Annotated in this window: 14 protein-coding genes and 2 tRNA genes; 8 read left to right on the top strand and 8 right to left on the bottom strand. The window is 37.5% G+C overall.

The window, feature by feature from the left end; all coding sequences use genetic code 11:
- Positions 1–61 precede the first annotated feature (61 nt).
- On the bottom strand, positions 62–1189 hold the full coding sequence (locus AACV33_RS08545) for an acyl-CoA desaturase (RefSeq protein ID WP_017023283.1): 1128 nt from the start codon (positions 1187–1189) through the stop codon (positions 62–64).
- 185 nt (positions 1190–1374) lie between these two features.
- On the opposite strand from AACV33_RS08545, the gene AACV33_RS08540 reads away from it, so the two are divergent.
- Positions 1375–1611 (top strand): DUF3389 domain-containing protein, encoded by a 237-nt coding sequence (locus tag AACV33_RS08540; RefSeq protein ID WP_012551768.1) that lies wholly within the window; start codon positions 1375–1377, stop codon positions 1609–1611.
- On the opposite strand, the gene AACV33_RS08535 is transcribed toward AACV33_RS08540, so the two are convergent.
- The 3 genes from AACV33_RS08535 to AACV33_RS08525 form a co-directional block, all read right to left on the bottom strand.
- A complete protein-coding gene (locus AACV33_RS08535; protein WP_065611714.1) occupies positions 1608–2849 on the bottom strand; it encodes a sensor domain-containing diguanylate cyclase in 1242 nt (413 codons plus the stop codon). The two genes, AACV33_RS08540 and AACV33_RS08535, sit on opposite strands and share 4 nt — an antisense overlap.
- 176 nt (positions 2850–3025) lie before the next feature.
- A tRNA-Asp gene (locus AACV33_RS08530) sits at positions 3026–3102 on the bottom strand.
- A 39-nt stretch (positions 3103–3141) separates the two neighbouring features.
- Positions 3142–3232, bottom strand: a tRNA-Ser gene (locus tag AACV33_RS08525).
- A gap of 353 nt (positions 3233–3585) precedes the next feature.
- On the opposite strand from AACV33_RS08525, the gene AACV33_RS08520 reads away from it, so the two are divergent.
- From AACV33_RS08520 to AACV33_RS08495, 6 genes are all read left to right on the top strand, one after another.
- Positions 3586–4608, top strand: a complete 1023-nt coding sequence (locus AACV33_RS08520) for a porin (RefSeq protein WP_017020903.1) — start codon at positions 3586–3588, stop codon at positions 4606–4608.
- 128 nt (positions 4609–4736) lie between these two features.
- Positions 4737–7901: an HD domain-containing phosphohydrolase gene (locus tag AACV33_RS08515; RefSeq protein WP_182700147.1), complete on the top strand. Its 3165-nt coding sequence runs from the start codon at positions 4737–4739 to the stop codon at positions 7899–7901.
- 76 nt (positions 7902–7977) lie between these two features.
- Positions 7978–9234, top strand: coding sequence for a DEAD/DEAH box helicase (locus tag AACV33_RS08510; RefSeq protein ID WP_012551772.1), 1257 nt, complete (start codon positions 7978–7980; stop codon positions 9232–9234).
- A 310-nt stretch (positions 9235–9544) separates the two neighbouring features.
- The gene (locus AACV33_RS08505) at positions 9545–10426 is read left to right on the top strand and encodes a hypothetical protein (protein ID WP_017020900.1); all 882 of its coding nucleotides are present in this window, start codon (positions 9545–9547) and stop codon (positions 10424–10426) included.
- Between the two features lie 3 nt (positions 10427–10429).
- A complete protein-coding gene (locus AACV33_RS08500) occupies positions 10430–11554 on the top strand; it encodes a BamA/TamA family outer membrane protein (RefSeq protein WP_017020899.1) in 1125 nt (374 codons plus the stop codon).
- 11 nt (positions 11555–11565) lie between these two features.
- Positions 11566–12618 (top strand): DUF4056 domain-containing protein, encoded by a 1053-nt coding sequence (locus AACV33_RS08495; RefSeq protein WP_065611712.1) that lies wholly within the window; start codon positions 11566–11568, stop codon positions 12616–12618.
- A gap of 71 nt (positions 12619–12689) precedes the next feature.
- Here AACV33_RS08495 and AACV33_RS08490 read toward each other — a convergent pair whose 3' ends face one another.
- From AACV33_RS08490 to AACV33_RS08475, 4 genes are all read right to left on the bottom strand, one after another.
- The gene (locus AACV33_RS08490) at positions 12690–14285 is read right to left on the bottom strand and encodes a BCCT family transporter (RefSeq protein WP_017020897.1); all 1596 of its coding nucleotides are present in this window, start codon (positions 14283–14285) and stop codon (positions 12690–12692) included.
- Between the two features lie 201 nt (positions 14286–14486).
- Positions 14487–15617 carry an HlyD family secretion protein gene (locus tag AACV33_RS08485; protein WP_065611711.1) on the bottom strand — a complete coding sequence of 377 codons (1131 nt, stop codon included), beginning with the start codon at positions 15615–15617 and terminating at the stop codon, positions 14487–14489.
- On the bottom strand, positions 15617–15997 hold the full coding sequence (locus AACV33_RS08480) for a DUF3302 domain-containing protein (protein ID WP_012551777.1): 381 nt from the start codon (positions 15995–15997) through the stop codon (positions 15617–15619). Before AACV33_RS08480 ends, AACV33_RS08485 begins: the two co-directional genes overlap by 1 nt.
- A 199-nt stretch (positions 15998–16196) precedes the next feature.
- Entirely contained in the window at positions 16197–17429 is a 1233-nt protein-coding gene (locus AACV33_RS08475; protein WP_017020896.1) for a GGDEF domain-containing protein, read from the bottom strand.
- A 145-nt stretch (positions 17430–17574) separates the two neighbouring features.
- Between AACV33_RS08475 and AACV33_RS08470 the strand changes: the two genes are divergently transcribed.
- On the top strand, positions 17575–17934 hold the full coding sequence (locus AACV33_RS08470) for a late competence development ComFB family protein (protein ID WP_023604370.1): 360 nt from the start codon (positions 17575–17577) through the stop codon (positions 17932–17934).
- Positions 17935–17952: the final 18 nt, after the last annotated feature.

Below are 17952 nucleotides of genomic sequence, written 5' to 3'. Positions count from 1 at the left end.
GTATTTTTGACAATAAAAAAGGACATGGCGATGAAGTCATGTCCTTTTTTGTTTCTATCAATTAAACATATTGAAGTACTAAGCGATTCCATGCTTTTTTCTGTTGTTCAAACTGCATTTTTATTTGTTTATGTTGAACATTTAGAATCGCGATTTCATATTGTTTTGATAATGCATTTTTCTTATTTTCAAGTAATTGCTTTTTTGAATCATAGTATTCAGACATGCGTTCAATCAGGGCTTCGTACTCGGCCTCTAAATGCTCTTTTACGGCATGATAGTTATGAAGATTTGCAATTTTATCTTCTGCTTTTTTTCGTAACATTAACGCTTGCGCTTTTTCTACTTTAGCTTGAGGGCTAATGCGAAGTTTGCTTGTTAACCCTAACCAAGAGCAGCTTTTAATTAACCATTTAGTTGGATCATATTGCCACCAATAAATGCCATTTCTATAGTCATTTTCGAATATATGATGGTAGTTATGATAACCCTCCCCAAAAGTCAGGACCGCTAAAATACCATTATCACGAGCGGTATTTTTCTCTGTATAAGGTTGGCTACCCCAGATATGAGCGAGTGAATTAATGAAAAAAGTCGTGTGGTGGTTTAATACTAAACGTACTGCACCTATCATTAAAAGCATGCCAAGGATGTCACCATAAATAACACCCAGAAGCAGTGGTACACCTAGATTCATGACTAAAGCAAGGGGAACATAATGATTATGTTGCCACATGACTATTTTGTCTTTTTGTAAATCACGGCAGTTTGAATAATCATCAAATTTAGCTGGCTTATAATGACGTAGCATCCAGCCTATATGTGAAAACCAAAACCCGCGCTTTGCTGAATAAGGGTCTTTATCATTATCATCTACGTGACGATGATGAATTCTATGATCAGATGACCAATGTAAGGCACTATTTTGTAGGGCAAAGGCGCCCCCTAAAGCAAAAATAAAACGTAATGCAGGATGAGCATTATAAGCTTTATGAGACCATAAACGATGATAGCCTGCTGTTATAGAAAGATTACAAAAGCTAAAAGTTAGCAGCAGCCATATCCAGTGTTCAGTACCTAGGCCGTTATAATAGGCATAAATAGGGGTTGCAACTAAAGCAAGTAACAGACTTGATGTAAAAATAAATACATTCAACCAAATAATTGGTGGTTTAGATCCTTTATTCATAATAACAGTTCCATTTAAGCGTACAGTTGTGCGCTAGAATAGTTCGTGTGGATATTTTAGTCAAGATAAGTGCGGTAGCAATAGGTAACTAATTTAAACAAATGAGAGGTAGATAAAAGAAGTAAGAAGGAGGGAACAAGTTTGCTATAATTTGGTACAAATAAATTCTGTATGAGTTGTAGTAAATGAAAATGTCATTTTCTGAAGGGGACATTATTGCTAACCAGCATGAGTTGGTTGTGCGATTAAATAATAAATCTAAAACAATGTTACAAGCAGAAGTTGATGCCATTACGTTGATTGGTGGGGCAAATGTAATTAGCGCAGTAGGAAGTGGATTAAAATGGTCCGTATTATTAGATGATGAACAACAGCTGCAACACCTCTCTCAAGAAATAGGCATTGCGATTGAGCGTTATTAGCTTAATCGTTTTGGTAAGACAATTTGGTTTTTTCCCTGTTGTTTAGCTTGATACATATTGTTATCAGCGTTTTGAACTAAAGCTTCAATACTGCATGAAGTTGAAAGGCAGGTGCTGATACCAATACTTACCGTAATTGAATGTTGAATGCCATTAAATATAAAATGCACTTCTTCGCAGGCATATCTGATTTTTTCTGCAATATTATTCGCCTGCTCTACATTGAGTTGCGGGAAGAAAATAATAAACTCTTCACCTCCCCATCGGCCGATAACACCGTTATCTTTGACGAACGTTGAACACAGCTTTGCAAATTGTTGGATAACACTGTCGCCAGCACTGTGGCCAAATTGGTCATTAATAAATTTAAAGTTATCGATATCAATTAATAAACAAGTCTGAGAGGGGCGTAAATGCTCTTCTTGTTCTTTTAATAAAAATTCAGTTATTGCTCTGCGATTTAATAATCCAGTTAAGTCATCGTGTTTGGCTTGAAATTCAATTTTACGTTCTAAATGGTATTTTTCAGTAACGTCGATAATAGAACTCTGAACGGCAAGTTCGCCATTCCAATCAATAACACTTTCAAATAACTGAAAAAATCGAGATTCACCATCAAGGCGTATGTTTTCAACAACTGAGTTTGTATTTTCAATTTCACCAGAAATCAATTGATAGTATAAATTAGATGCATGTTCATGATTATATTCAGGAATAATGAATTTAAAAGACTCCATCGCCATGACTTCGGCAACCGATTCAGCACCAATAATACGGACAAATGCGGGATTAACCATAAGCGGTTTGAAGTGGCGATGAACAACAATACCCTGTAAGGAATTCCATATTAAGTCTTTGTATTTTTGTTCTTGCTCTAAAATCTTATGGTTGGTTTCATCAATGGCTGACATATCAATAACCGTAATTTGTAGTGCAGGTTCACCTTCCCATTCCACAATATGATCGACAGTTAGAACTGAGAAAATTCGACCATTAGCATCTTGGTTGACGTATGAACGAACCTTCGGTTGGTCTTTTCCTGACATGACATTGCTGTAAGATTGTTGCGCGAGTTCATGGAACTTAGGATCAATAATTTCAAATAATGAACTGAGATTCATAACATCGTTAACGGATTCAAATCCAAATGTCTGTGCATATTTTTCATCTGCAAACAAAGGAATAAAATTACGATGTATAACAATGCCATAAGTTGAATCGATAACTATGGATTTCATATATTATCTCGGTCATTAAATAATACTTTTTATACTAGCGTTTTATGAACAAAAAATAAACGTATTATATGTGGTAAATAATCGAGGAAGAGGAGGTTTATCTTGCTGTCCGTTTATAAACGTAGATGTGATAGATACAAAAAAGGCATCGTCTTTCGACAATGCCTTGGTTGTATTGGCGGAGCGGACGGGACTCGAACCCGCGACCCCCGGCGTGACAGGCCGGTATTCTAACCAACTGAACTACCGCTCCAATTTTTTAAAACCCAGACTCTATCTGAATTTTGAAAATTGGTGGAGGGATAGGGATTTGAACCCTAGAACCGCTATTAACGGTTGCCGGTTTTCAAGACCGGTGCTTTCGACCACTCAGCCATCCCTCCGTTGTTGAGCGCATAATACGGCGATGAGTAAATCTTGTAAAGTCTTAAATTAAAATAAAGAAGTGTTCGTGTTTTTTTTAGACATTTAGCGCATTTATTCTCCACGTTATTTTTATTTCTCATGAAAGGAAACGCTAAAAAAACATAAATGAAACATATTGCTACATTTGTTAGGTGTGCTTTTCTTATTGATTAATAACAACTAACTGTTCTAAATTTTTAATTTTTTTGGTGTTTTGTTAACGTTTTACTCTGATTGTTTGAACTTTGCATTTATCGTGTGACTTAATTGTTGGTCATACGGTTCCCTACGAAGAGAGTCTTCAAAGGGCATAATTAAATGGAAATTGAGAATGAATAAAAAATTATTGGCATTAGCTATTATCGCTGCATCATCTAACGCAGTGGCTGTTGAACTTTATAATGAAGAAGGCACAACCTTTGATATTGGTGGTCACGTATCTGTTGCTTTAGAAGGTTCTGATGAAGGTAATACTGATGTAACTTCTGTCTCTCCACGTATTAATTTTAATGCAACGCATGATCTTGGTAATGGTTTTGTTGCTGATGCAAAAGGCGAATGGGCTCTTAACTATTTAGATGGTGGTGAAAATGCATTCACGACTCGTTTAGGTTACATCGGTTTGACGCATGAAGAATTTGGCCGAGCTGTTGCGGGTACGCAATGGTCACCTTATTACAGTGTCGGTGGTGTTGCTGATTTACCAATTGCATTTGCCAACGAATTTCTTTACGAAGATCAAGGTAACTTAGGTACGGCTCGTGCAGACAAAATGTTGAGCTATGGGAAAGCGTTTGAATTGGGTGATGCAGGTAAACTAGCATTGGCTGCTGGTTGGCAGGGACGTAAAACAGATACGCCTGACAATTCAATTATTGAGAACGATTACGGTAACCGTGCTCAAATCGCATTGAATTATAATGTTGCTGGTTTCTCTGCAAACTATGCATACAACACAGGCGATGTAGATTACGGTCTGAAATCAGAAACATCTGAGTCTCATATATTGAGTGCAACTTATGGTCAATATGGTTCAGGCTTATATGTTGCTGGTGTATATGCAATGAATGAGAATATGAACAGTGATGCTAATGGTATCTTGATTGAAGATGGTTCAGCATACGAAGCTTTGGTTGCTTACGCTTTAGATAACAGTTTAAACCTTAGCTTAAATTATGAATCAGTCGTTGATAATGACGCAAGTAAAACAGTATATAGCACTACGGCTATTCAAGCGGAATACAACTTTACTGATAAATTTGTAGGCTTTACTGGTTATCAATTAGATCTTGGTAATGATTATAATGACACAGAAGACAACAAGTGGATGTTAGGTGCTCGTTACTACCTATAATGGTTAGCACACTATTATTCTAGAATCTTAGATCCAGCGTATTTCAAAGTACGTTGGATTTTTTTATTTTAACTATACTAAGATTAAGTGAGTGTTTTTATTTGTGCAGTAGGTAAAGAGGATTAGAAATGGTGGTGAGAAAAGGATGTTTCACACACAGAAAAATATCAATCAAACTGGCACTTGGGGGGTTGTTTGTATTTGCTACTTTATTTACGGCATCAATAGCGATTGGGTTTCAGTATTATTTTAGTAAGCAACTCGCCACAGAGAATGCATTAACAACCTATTCATCAATGTCTACGATGGTAAATACGCACATCCGCTTTCTGGATACCGGGGCTTCAAACGTAGGTAAAATTCTAGCAAAAATTGGCAGCTCTCCTCATTATCAAAGAAGAGAAGAGGACATTAAAAAAATATTTACTGAAGTATTATCAAATAATCCTATCTTTTATAGTATTTATATTGCTTCTGATAACGATGATTTTTTTCAAGTGATTAATTTGGATGCGTCATTAATTATTAGAGAAAAATTGAATGCGGATAAAAATGATCGATGGGTACTCGTTCAGGCCAAAGGGGAGGGATCGCAACGGATTAAAACATTTTCTTATTACTCTGACGATTTTGCATTAAGAGACAAAACAACAGCAGCCACTACTTATTACCCTTCACAAAGGCCTTGGTTTTTACAAGCTCAAGAAAATGTATCTTATAAAACTAACCCTTATTTCTTTCAATATCTTCAAATCACTGGGCAAACGTATTCAATTAAGGTGGAAAACACCGACAAAGTGATTGGCATTGATATTGTTCTTTCATCGATGTCGGATGCTTTAGTGTCATCTTCTCTAGGTAGTGCTCTTGAGAGTAATCAAGAAGGGTTTATCTATAAAGACTCGGGTGAAGTAATCGCTTCAAATTGGAATCATTCATTCAAAAAAGCAGACATTGAGTCGGTTCCCTTAAAGTTAACGGAAGAAGAGAAAGCATTAGTTCAAAAACGCGGTAAATTGAAAGTATCAAACCAAATGGATTGGCTTCCAATTGACTATGCTGTCGCAGGTAAACCTGAAGGTTATGCCATCGAGTTATTAGAAATTGTTTCTGAAATGACAGGGCTGAAATTCAAATTTATTAATGGTTTTTCTTGGAATGAATTAGTTGAAGAATATCAAAAGGGAGAAATAGACCTATTACATTCGATATTAAAAATAGACAATAATTTAAAATTTGAACGTTACAGTGAACCTATGTACCAACTGCCGGTTAGTATTGTGACTAAGCAAACGGACATAAAAATAGAGAGACTTGATCAGTTAAATGATAAAGCACTCGCGGTTGTTAAAGATTGGTCAGTGATCCCTAAATTAAAACAAGGTTACCCGAGAGTTGATATCGTGATATTTGACACGATTAAAGAGGCGTTGAGTTCCGTCGTATCGGGTCGAACCGATGCTGTTATTGGTACGACGCTTACCTTGGGTGCCGCCAGTGAACAATATGTATTTAGTGATTTAACTTTTCATCAGAATGTGAGTATTTTAGGTTGGAATGGCAACTTGAAATTCTTTTTCACAATGAAGAAAGAAGATCAAGCGGTTATAAATTTAATTAATCGTGCTATCCAAAATATTTCTTTAGCTCAGCGTTCAATGTTAGAAGACAAATGGAATGGCAGTTACCATTTGACGGTGAAAGATCAAGAAAGAGATCTTCTGGTGCCTTACCCCGAATTAGTTACGTTAGCGAACAGTGAAGGGTTGCAAGGCCAGTTGATACAAAAAGACGTCAATGGCGTGATGAAATATTTTTATGTCAGCGCCATTAATGAAAATGAATATTTTGGGGTCGTTATTCCTAATGAACTTATTTATTCAGAAGTGAACGAAAAACTTTATGCCTCAATTTTACTAACGATGATTGTGATGGTGCTATTTATTCCCTTTGCGTGGTTTTTAAGTGGACCTGTTGTTAAACCGATTCGATTATTGCAAAAAGAAACCATACAAATAAAAAATGGTAATTATGATCAGGTACTAAAAGTGGATAGCTATATAAAAGAAGTATGGGATTTATCCGTCTCAGTCGATGATATGGTTAAAGAGCTTATCCAACATGAAAAAAATCAAGAAGAGTTCGTAGAGTCTTTTATTCAATTGATTGCTCAAGCGATAGATGATAAATCGCCATATACGGCAGGGCATTGTAATCGAGTGCCAATATTAGGAATGATGTTAGCAAAAGCGGCTGAAACGTCGAAACGAGGCATCTTAAAAGACTTTGTATTTCTCAATGAGGATGAACGTAGAGAGTTCAGAATTGCGGCTTGGCTTCATGATTGTGGGAAGATAACCACACCAGAACATATTATTGATAAAGGAACAAAACTAGAAGCCAATTATAATCGAATTCATGAAATTCGCATGAGATTTGAAGTGTTATGGCGTGATGCTGAAATTGAATATTATAAGGCAGTTCAAGAAACGCCAAATAATGAATCAGAACTAAGAAAACAAAAAGAGTTAACACAGAAAGAATTAAGACAAGAATTTGAATTTGTTGCCACTTGTAATGTTGGTCAAGAATTCATGAGTGAAGAGGCTCAAGATAAGATCCATCTAATTTCGAAAAAAGAATGGTTACGTTTTTTTGATGACACCCTAGGCTTATCACCAGCCGAAGAGCTAGCAATAGATAAAAGCACGGTAACACTGCCCATAAAAGAGCAATTACTTAGTGATAAACCATATCATCAAATTACCCGTGTCCGTTCGTTTGAAATAAACCCAGAATTTGGAATAAAAATGGAGGTCCCTGAATTACAGTACAATTTGGGGGAAATATATAATTTATGCATTGAGCGTGGAACGTTAACGACAGAAGATCGTTTTAAAATTAATGAACATATGATAAGTACAATCAAGATGCTAGAGAGCTTACCATTCCCACCTAAACTAGCTCGAGTTCCAAGATATGCTTCAACTCATCATGAAACGCTAAAAGGAACGGGTTACCCTAGAAAATTAAGTGCTAAAGACTTGTCTGTTCCAGAGCGAATATTAGTATTGGCTGATATTTTTGAAGCCCTTACCGCATCTGATAGGCCTTATAAAAAAGCAAAACCAGTGAGTGTTGCTATTGAGATCATGTATCAGATGGTTGTCGATGAATATATTGATGAAGATGTATTTAAGCTCTTTATTGAAAGTGGTCTTTATATTGAGTATGCGAAAACATACCTACCAGAAGCGCAGTTAGATACTGTCGATATTACTAAGTATCTATAGCTAATGATTTAATTAGTATGATTGATATTAGTTTTGTTACAATCAGCCCAAATTATTGTCTATGTAAAGGTTCATCATGTCATTTGCTTCATTAGGGTTAACTACCGAGCTCGTTAACATCGTTTCAGAATTGGGTTTTACAGAGGCAACTCCTGTACAACAGCAAGCTATCCCACTCGTATTAAAAGGACATGATGTACTTGCAGGGGCACAAACGGGTACAGGTAAAACGGCGGCCTTTGGTTTACCACTAATTCAACGGTTGATTGAAAGCCCAAGTCCACGAATTGCTAATTCTAAAGTTATTCGTACGTTAATCTTGACGCCAACAAGAGAGTTGGCTCAACAAGTGTTCGATAGCTTGGTGACGTATACTAAAAATACCGACCTTAAGTGTGTTGTAGCGTATGGCGGCACAAGTGTCAAAATACAAACAGAAAACCTTATTGGTGGTGCAGACATCTTAGTTGCTACACCAGGGCGATTACTTGATCACTTACACTTAAACAATATAACGTTAAATCAAGCTGAATACCTTGTTTTAGATGAAGCAGATAGAATGCTTGATATGGGCTTTATGCCTGACATTCAACGTATCTTACGAAAAATGGCAAGCAAGCATCAGACGTTATTTTTCTCTGCTACGTTTGGCGATAAGATTAAAGAGATTGCTTACCGTATTCTTGATAATCCAAAAGTGGTTCAAGTTACCCCTTCAAATAGTACTGCAGATACTGTTGAGCAAATGGTTTATCCTGTCGATAAGCATCGTAAAAGCGAATTGCTTGCGTATTTGATAGGCTCTCGTAATTGGAAGCAAGTTTTAGTCTTTACAAAAACCAAGCAAGGTTCTGATGATTTAGTAAAAGAGCTTAAGTTGGATGGCATTAAAGCGGCTTCTATTAATGGTGATAAAAGCCAAGGTGCTCGTATTCGAGCATTAGAAGAGTTTAAAACGGGTAAAATTCGTGCATTAATTGCGACTGACGTAGCTGCTCGAGGCTTAGATATTGAACAACTTGAATGCGTAATTAACTACGAATTACCATTTAAAGCAGAAGATTATGTTCATCGAATTGGTCGTACAGGCAGAGCTGGGCACACTGGTAAAGCCGTTTCATTAATGAGTGCGGATGAAGATTACTTATTAAAAGCGATTGAAACATTATTAGATACGCGTTTACCTCAAGAATGGTTAAAGGGTTACGAACCAGATCCTAATGCACCGAAAAAAGAGAATCAACCGAGACAAAGCCGTGGTCGTTCTTCAGATAAAAGAAAAATGAAAGCAAAAACAAACGTTCATGCTAATCGCGGTAAGTTCAAGAAATAAGAAAACATAATATATAAATCAAATACCCAATATTCATGAATGAAATGATGTTGGGTATTTTTTTGTTTGTAATGTGGTTGTTTTATATTTGAATGTTATATGTGGTTTATTTTTATCTTATTTGTTTTACTTGATCTTTAATAGTGTGATTATGTTCAAATATAAGTCATTAATTCTTAAGTATGAAGCACATTAATTCTGTATGTAAAACAGTGTAAAATTGTATTGATTGAGAAAAAACTGAGCGTATGATTTCTCGAAAACTGAAACCATTTGTGGACCATTTTTCTTCAGTTTTGTTGGAGTCGTTATGCTGCAAAGAGTTGCAAAAGCACTTTGCTTATCATCTTTATTTATATCCTCTCATTTATTTGCAGAGTCTTTTACTTTACCTATTTGGAAAGAGGAGGCGGAAGCTCGTGGGTACACTTTACCTGAAGCTTTTGGGCTGAACGTTAGTTACATGAAACAAACTCAAGACATCTCAGTAGACAGTGTTGGTTTTGAGGGGACTATTCCGGCTCTTTTGCCGTGGAAGCCGCCGCATGCGCTAAGTAATTTGGTTGATATAGACGCCGTAGGAAATGGCAAGCAAGAGAGTGAAGTATTAACATTACGTGGTGATGTTTGGCTTTTCCCTTTTCTTAATCTATACGCCATTGTTGGACAACTTAAAGGTTATTCTGAGACGACGATTCATGTAAAAGCGCTTGGGTCTGAGAAATTGTCAGGAAATATGCCATTTCGTCTGGATTTGAACGGCACGCTTTATGGTGCTGGTTTTGTTCTTGCTGGTGGATATAAAGATATTTTTACGTTAGTTGATGCGAGTTATACAGAAACCGCACTAAACGTTATTGATGGCTCTATCACTTCTGTCGTTATTTCTCCTCGTATAGGATATGACTTTACTCGCATGGGGACGCCATTGCGTTTTTGGGTTGGTGCGATGTATCAAGAGGTTGAACAATCATTATCAGGTAACTTAACTGACATTGGATTAACGGGCAGTTTGGGTAATCTTGTGGGTAAAGTCGATAATGGCCGCTTTAATGTTGAGCAGCATTTAGTGACCCCATGGAATACGTTATTAGGTATGCAATATAAATTGGACGATGGATTATACCTATTAGGTGAAGCTGGTTTAGGTAAACGAAAAAGCCTTTTCTTAACTGTTGATATGCGATTTTAAATCATGAGATTGATAGGATTCCTCACTGTCGTTATTTTTAGCGCATGTACTTTTACGATCTCAGCAAAAGAAAAACCAGAAGGCTGGGTCGATACTTTTCTTGAAGAATTAGGATCATCTGAGACCATCGATGTCAGTAAAGGGATTGATTGGGCTGTATTACCCGGTCCTTTTGCAAATCCTGAGCAAGGCTTTGGTATCGGTATCGCGGCGGTTGGTCTTTATTCTCCGACAGCACCTACAGAAGGGACGCCATTATCAACCATTAATATTACCGGCTATGGGTCTAGCTCTGGCTCTTATGGTGTTGGTGTGAATAATCGTACGTATTTTGATAATGATGATTTGCGATTACTTGTGGAAGCGAAAGCAAGCCATACCCCTGAGTACTACTGGGGTGTTGGTAGAACTGCCGCAGAAACCGACAGTAATAAAACGTTAGTAGAAGCTCAGATTTTAGGGTTTTCACCGAAAATAGCGTATCAATTTTTACCGAATACTTATGTATTAATTGGCCTTGATATGGAAAGTCATCGTAAACAATCGTCTGATACAGACTTATTGCCAAGTGATGATCTTGCTGATCGTTTTTTAAGCGCCTCAACACTCAGTCTTGAATATGATAGCCGAGATTTTGAACTAAATGCTCAAAAAGGCATGCTATTTAGTGTCAATTGGAATGCGTATCGAGAAGAGTTTGGATCTGATTTTAATTTCGATAAAATAACGATTAACTATCGGCAGTATTATGCGTTATCAGATGCAACTATTATTGCTTGGGAAGTTTTTGGTGAAGATGTTGAAGGGGATGCACCTTGGTTTGCGCTTTCTAGCTTAGGCAGCGATAAGCGTATGCGTGGTTATTATTCTGGCCAATATCGCGATAATACGCAATTGTCTGGACAGATCGAATTTCGTCATCAATTGACACAAAGACACGGAATGGTTGCGTGGATCGGTGGTGGTAATGTCGGCGATTCTTTTAATACGTTGTTTGATTCTAAATGGTTACCTACTTATGGGGTAGGGTATCGATTTGCGTTTAAGCCTCGAGTTAATGTCCGGTTGGATTATGGTCTAGGGAAAAACAGCCAAGCCATTTATTTTCAAATTAATGAAGCATTTTAGAGAGTAATCCTATGAATAGTAAAACAGTCGCTATGATAGCGAGTTTCCTTTTTTTGGGGAGTTCATTTTCAGTCTTTGCTGAAGCTCCTGTCGGCGTTAGGCCTTGCTGTGCGTTTGGTACTAATTTACAAACCGAAGTAGGAGGGATCCCCGTTCCTTTTGTTTCTGTTGAAAACGTACTGAACATCAGCGAGTTAGGAGATCATATTTATAATGATGGAAGCCAAAGCGTTGCGAGTAGCTTAATGGGATTCGGGGACGAAAGTAACGGAATTTTTTATTCAGAAAAAGGCGGTTTTTTAGATTCAGCTCATATTCGTGATACTGCCGATTTTACCTATTTTCTCTATACCGAAATCAGTGCGCATTTAGGTGAAAACTACAGTATTGCTCTCTCTCCTGAATTAAAAGATCGAATAGTACAAATGAACGCTTCAACGGAATCGTATTCGCAAGCACAACGAAAATCTATTAGTATTGAAGTCGCCGCATTAACCGCTTATCGTTTAGCGCAATGGCATGAAATTGCTCAATGGTTTGGTATGGAATCGGTTGGTGGTTTTAAAGAATACGCATCCGCTTTTTCGCCAGAAGATTTGTATTCAAATATGCTTGGGGCAAAATTAGCGAGTGCGGTCATTTCTAATAATCCAAATCTAGATAAAAATGATTTTTCAAAAGCGATGACACAAGCGATTCATGACAAGTTTATTGAATTGAAAGTCGGGTCGAAAGAAGAGTCAAAAGCAGAAATTGAAAGTATGGATGGTGTATGGTGGGATAGCGATAAACGTCTGCCAAATAAATGGGTAGTTATTCATAGAGAATATCATTTAGGCACGGATCTTCGTCCTAATGGGTTTAAAAATGGAATGGAAGAAAGCTTAGCAACCGAACACGAAGGACTTGTAACGTTTAAGCTTATGCCGAATCAAAATGATAATGCGTTCGTAGCATTACCTAAATCATTACAAAGTAAATCTTATTGGACACCGAGTGATTTTCAACGTATTGCTGATTTTGCTAAAGAAAAAGACGATAAAGAGCTCTCTACAAACCCGTAATCTTTCTATTACTTGAATAAAAAAGCCCCGATAGCTAATGCGTATCGGGGCTTTTTTTGTCTTAAAAGATATTAAGCTTTACTTGTCTTTGGAACCGTACCGTATTTCTCAGTACTAAACCCTTTCACTAAACTTACACACATTAGAAGTAAGATAAAGGTGAATGGCAGTGCCGTAGAAACAGTACCGGCTTGCAGTGCTTGCATCGCTTCAGTGCCGCCAACCCATAATAATACGGCAGCGATAGAACCTTGAACGATTGCCCAGAAAATGCGTTGTGGTACTGGCGCATCAACTTTACCACCCGCGGTAATGCTGTCGATAACCAATGAACCTGAATCTGATGATGTTACAAAGAACACCATGATTAGGATGATTGAAATCACAGAAAGAGCTGTACTCATTGGCAATGCATCATACATATTAAACAATGCCATGGTTATGTCTTGTAGACCATTTTCACCAAGCTCACCGACTTTATTTGTGACTTGTTCCATTGCTATACCACCAAAAGCAGACATCCATAATGCGGTTGCGGCTGTTGGAATTAGCATTACTGAAATCAAGAATTGACGAACAGTACGACCTTTAGAAACACGTGCAATGAACATACCTACAAACGGAGACCATGAAATCCACCATGCCCAGTAGAATACGGTCCAGCCGTGCATCCAACCTTCATCAGGGCGACCGTGTGGATTACTTAACGGAATGATGTTCTCAATGTAACCCATAACCGTTAGTGGTATTGCTGCCATTACATCAGAAAATCCGATGATGATGATGAAAATAAGTAAGGCAAGAGCAACAAGCATATTTACATTACTAAGCAGTTTTACACCACCATCAATCCCACGAATAACCGAGATCATTGCTAGCATGGTAACAAAGATGATGACACCAATTTGCATATTGACACCACCGTTGGTGCCAAATACATGGTTGATACCACCAGCGGCTTGTTGTGCACCCAAACCAAGAGAGGTTGCAAGGCCAAATAATGTTGCCAATACGGTTAAAATATCAATGATATGACCAAACCAACCCCATGTTCTGTCACCTAAAATAGGATAAAAAACAGAACGCATAGATAGTGGTAAGCCTTTGTTAAACGTAAAGAAAGCTAAAGAAAGAGCAACAATACCGTAAATAGCCCAAGGGTGAATACCCCAGTGATACATTGTACCGCCTAGCGCCATTTTCTTTGCTTCATCGGTAAATGGTTCAACCGCTAACGGTGTACCATACCAATCGGTAAAATAAGCAACAGGCTCAGCAACACCATAAAACATTAACCCAATACCCATGCCAGCAGCAAATAGCATTGCCATCCATGAAATAGTGGAATGTTCTGGTTTTGCGTTATCGCCACCAAGACGGATCTTACCAAAAGGAGAGATAATTAGAAGTAAACTGAAAACAAGGAAGATATTACTAGACCACATAAATAGACCATCAAAGTTATTGATGATGCTTAATTTTACGCCGTCAAGAATAGATTTGGCTTCTGTTGGGTCCATAACCAGAAGAACAGTAAGAAATAAAATAATGGCACCAGCACTAATACCAAAAACTTGGTTATGAATATCAAAACCCCATTTTTGAATATTGTCTTGGCCAACTTCATAATCAGTACTGTCAATGCTGTACTTATCCGTAGTACTCATGTGTCCTCACATAATATATATGATAGCTCCAATCGGAGGCTACCTAAGCGCTGTTAACATTTAAGTAACAGCTTTTTTCGCGAGGAATAATATCAGAGTTAAGAAAAAAAACATATATTTATTTATTGGGTTTGACATTTAAAAAAACGCCTTAAAACAGTATCTTAAGGCGTTATGAAATGATGGTTGGCTTCTGGTTGTTTAATGATCAAGGTATAAGAAATTTTGCCAAGACTTCATACGGATTAATACCTTACGCATAATAGACACATGTTCAAAACTATCGGAATAAACAGATATTTCTGCATTAGCACCGACAGGAAGGTGGAATTCTGACACGTCTTCCGTTAATTTTAATTTAACTAAGGCGCGTCCATTTGTTTGAATTGCATTCGTACCAAGTAATGAGCCAGACGCTTGGATTTGTCCTTCGCCAATGGCTGGAATAACTTCGACGACTTCTCCTTGGAATACTCTACCCGGGATTGCTCGGAATAAAAATTCAGCTTTAAAGCCTGCTTGTAAGCGCTGTAAAGAATTTTGACGGAATGCACCGACATAATATTGAGCTTCAGTATGAATAAAGGTCATTACTGGGCGCAAAGGTAGGGGAACGGCCATCATACCTGGACGTAATGCCATTTGAGTTACGTAACCATCAGTAGGCGCTTTTACTATTGTTTCATCAAGATTGAATTGCGCTTGTTCTAGTTCTGCTCGCATACGAGCAACTGTCGTATTTTCACCATTAATTTGAGACTCTAACGCTAATTTTGCTTGTTGTTCTTGTGCTTGAACTGACTCAACGGTTGCTTGCGCGGCTTTATAGTTCTGCTTGCGAGTATCCAGTTGTTGAGCTGTAAATGCGCCTTTTTTATAGCCTTTTTCATAACGTTTAAATTCACGATAGGCTTTATCTTTGTCAGCAGTTGCTTTGATTGTATTCGCTTGAGCTGATTTATAAATGGACTCTAGTTGTAAAGCCCCTTGTTGTGCTTCATTTAATGCGGCTTGTTTACGGACAACTTCTGCTTTAAACGGGATTGGATCTATTTTGAAAAGAACATCACCTTCTTTTAGAGCTTGGTTTGCCTCTACATTAACTTCAATAACTTTGCCTTTCACACTTGGCACTATTGGAGTAGTGACATAAAACTGTCCACCAAATTGAGTGAATGGGTGGTTATAGTTCATTAAAAGAACAAGTGTACCAACAAGAACCACGCCACCTAAGCCTGCCGTTGGTACAGTCCATTTATTTAAAGGGATATTAAATATTTTAAAAACCGCGATACATAAAGCGGTATACGTAAGAATCAGCAATAAATCCATTATATTTGCTCCTCTTTAGAGGGTGTTTGAGGCGGTTGATTCACTTGGTTGATTTCTATTTGAGACAGTTTCTCTGTCAGTAACTCAACTTGATCGTTTAAATGATTAACGCGTGTTTGCAGTTCTAACTGGTTATTTTCAATCTTATGAAACCCCCAACCACGATCTTCTCTCCATAGCGTTGCCCAGATCCAAAGGAATGGCCATAGAACGTGAAGAGTAAATAAACTGACCCATCCGGCAATATGGATAGCATCTGAATGAGGATGGTCACGCTTATGTGCTATTTCATAAGGAATATCATGGATAACAATAATTCCATAGAAGATAACTAGCGCTACAAATACGAGTAAGCCGAGGGCAAAATAATCTAAAAACATAAACTTATCCTTGTCGTTATTTACAATCCAATGGGTAACAAAATAGTTACTTTTTAATAACTTGAGTGTCGCATTGCTTGATTAAATACGCAAGGTAGAATCGTCAACTAAGTAGATTAAAGAGAGATAGAAACAAAAAAAACCGATAACTAAATAGCTATCGGTTACGTTTTGTACAGATGAGGGGGGAATGATAGATCTATAAACTAACGCAGTTTCGTCCACCATCTTTGGCACGATAAAGGGCTTTATCTGATGCTTTTATTACGTCTTGTGGTTTTTTATATTCGGTATTGTCGGCAACACCAATGCTAATCGTCACGTTGACTACTTTGGTTTTATTGGCCTTCCCACGCTTCGCCTGACCTTCTTTTTTATCTTTAGGTCGAGTTGACGTGTCTCGAATAATTAAATCGTAATCGGCAATATCTTCACGCAGTTCTTCAAGGTATTCAAGGCTTTCTTCTGCGGTTTTGCCTTTAAACAGCACCGTAAACTCTTCACCACCATAACGATATACTTTAGCGTTTCCTCCGGTTTGCGCCATAATGCTCGCAACCAGTTTAAGTACATCATCACCGGTGTCATGGCCGTAACTGTCATTGAATTTTTTAAAATGATCAACATCTAGCATTGCAATGGTATAACGTCGGCCAAGATGCTTCATTTCAGATTCCAATGCACGTCGCCCAGGAATGCTGGTGAGTTGATCAATAAAGGCAAGCTCGTGGCTCGCTGAAATAATGTATAAAAGAAGAAGTAGACCAGCGATAGAGAACATCGTACTAGAAATAAATTCAACGCTAAATAGTGAAAAAGTTAACGAAGAGTAAAGTAAGCAAGTGTATGACGCGAGATCGGTATTGTTACTGCGAGTCAAAACAAAAATAGCAGAAAGGCCACACATCACTAAGCTATAAAGTACGATGATAATAGGAAGTGGTGATATTTCAGGGATGTTGAGTAGGTAGGTTTCCCAAATCTCCGTCATGTCATTTTCTGAGAAATGCGTCACGATGATCCAACACCAAATGAACATGAATAAAAGAACAGAGAGGTAACCTGCACCATATTTTGAGAAAATTCTACGCTCAGGAAAAATGAAAGTCGCCATCATTGTAATCGGTAAAAGAAAGGCGGTTAGCGTAAATTCAATACGAGTCGTACCAAAAGATAAAGGTACTTGCAGTCTTTCTTGGATGATCCAATAAGCAATCGCCATACTGATGGCAATCATTCCAATTCGACCTTGGTTAAATGGTTGGCTTAAAAGCAATACAATTGATAATACAATGTATGGCAATATGTATGAGAAGCCTTTGTTTTCAGCTGAAAGTTGAATGATACCGCTCATTCCTGTAATCGCAGAAACGACCAAAATTATAGGTAAAAGTAACTTAAACAAAGGGTGACTCAGAAGGCTAGAAGACATTGTTTTTATCTGTTCCTAATAAATCTAAAAAAGTAAAGGCATGTCACTGAATTGGCAGGACAATTTGCCTATTCTATCAATAACAAGACTTTATTAATACGCTTACTACGTAACATTACGTATTTAATAACAATAAGGTATTCGTATGGAATCAAACATTCATAATTATATGGAAGTACTGGTTGGAAAACGTTTCATTGAACTCGATTTCTACCACTCTTATACGCTTGATCAAATAACAGACATGAAATGTATTGCGCTAAATCAACTGCCAACACTTTATATTCGTTATAGCTTAGATATGTTAGCGGCCACACCTGAGAAAAAATTAGGACAATATTACCGTATGGTTGTCGCTGCTGTTGAAAATGCAGAGAAGATGGTAGCAGAGGATAGGCGAGAGCGTCAGGATGAAATTGATAATATTGCGGTTTATACAGCAAAAGATCGTTTTGATTTAGAAGATGAAGAAGTTCCATTTTCTGGTTCGTTGAAAATAGAGTAATAAAAAAGCTCATACAAT

The sequence above is a fragment of the Aliivibrio sp. SR45-2 genome (genome assembly GCF_963890165.1).
GTDB lineage: Bacteria > Pseudomonadota > Gammaproteobacteria > Enterobacterales > Vibrionaceae > Aliivibrio > Aliivibrio salmonicida.
The sequence above is the reverse complement of the archived record's forward strand: the minus strand, read 5'-3'. Positions and strand labels throughout refer to the sequence as shown.

Bases quoted from the DNA above. Each gene is read 5' to 3' on its own strand.
- AACV33_RS08545 (WP_017023283.1), bottom strand. From the start codon at position 1,189: ATGAATAAAGGATCTAAACCACCAATTATTTGGTTGAATGTATTTATT.
- AACV33_RS08540 (WP_012551768.1), top strand. From the start codon at position 1,375: ATGAAAATGTCATTTTCTGAAGGGGACATTATTGCTAACCAGCATGAG.
- AACV33_RS08535 (WP_065611714.1), bottom strand. From the start codon at position 2,849: ATGAAATCCATAGTTATCGATTCAACTTATGGCATTGTTATACATCGT.
- AACV33_RS08520 (WP_017020903.1), top strand. From the start codon at position 3,586: ATGAATAAAAAATTATTGGCATTAGCTATTATCGCTGCATCATCTAAC.
- AACV33_RS08515 (WP_182700147.1), top strand. From the start codon at position 4,737: ATGGTGGTGAGAAAAGGATGTTTCACACACAGAAAAATATCAATCAAA.
- AACV33_RS08510 (WP_012551772.1), top strand. From the start codon at position 7,978: ATGTCATTTGCTTCATTAGGGTTAACTACCGAGCTCGTTAACATCGTT.
- AACV33_RS08505 (WP_017020900.1), top strand. From the start codon at position 9,545: ATGCTGCAAAGAGTTGCAAAAGCACTTTGCTTATCATCTTTATTTATA.
- AACV33_RS08500 (WP_017020899.1), top strand. From the start codon at position 10,430: ATGAGATTGATAGGATTCCTCACTGTCGTTATTTTTAGCGCATGTACT.
- AACV33_RS08495 (WP_065611712.1), top strand. From the start codon at position 11,566: ATGAATAGTAAAACAGTCGCTATGATAGCGAGTTTCCTTTTTTTGGGG.
- AACV33_RS08490 (WP_017020897.1), bottom strand. From the start codon at position 14,285: ATGAGTACTACGGATAAGTACAGCATTGACAGTACTGATTATGAAGTT.
- AACV33_RS08485 (WP_065611711.1), bottom strand. From the start codon at position 15,617: ATGGATTTATTGCTGATTCTTACGTATACCGCTTTATGTATCGCGGTT.
- AACV33_RS08480 (WP_012551777.1), bottom strand. From the start codon at position 15,997: ATGTTTTTAGATTATTTTGCCCTCGGCTTACTCGTATTTGTAGCGCTA.
- AACV33_RS08475 (WP_017020896.1), bottom strand. From the start codon at position 17,429: ATGTCTTCTAGCCTTCTGAGTCACCCTTTGTTTAAGTTACTTTTACCT.
- AACV33_RS08470 (WP_023604370.1), top strand. From the start codon at position 17,575: ATGGAATCAAACATTCATAATTATATGGAAGTACTGGTTGGAAAACGT.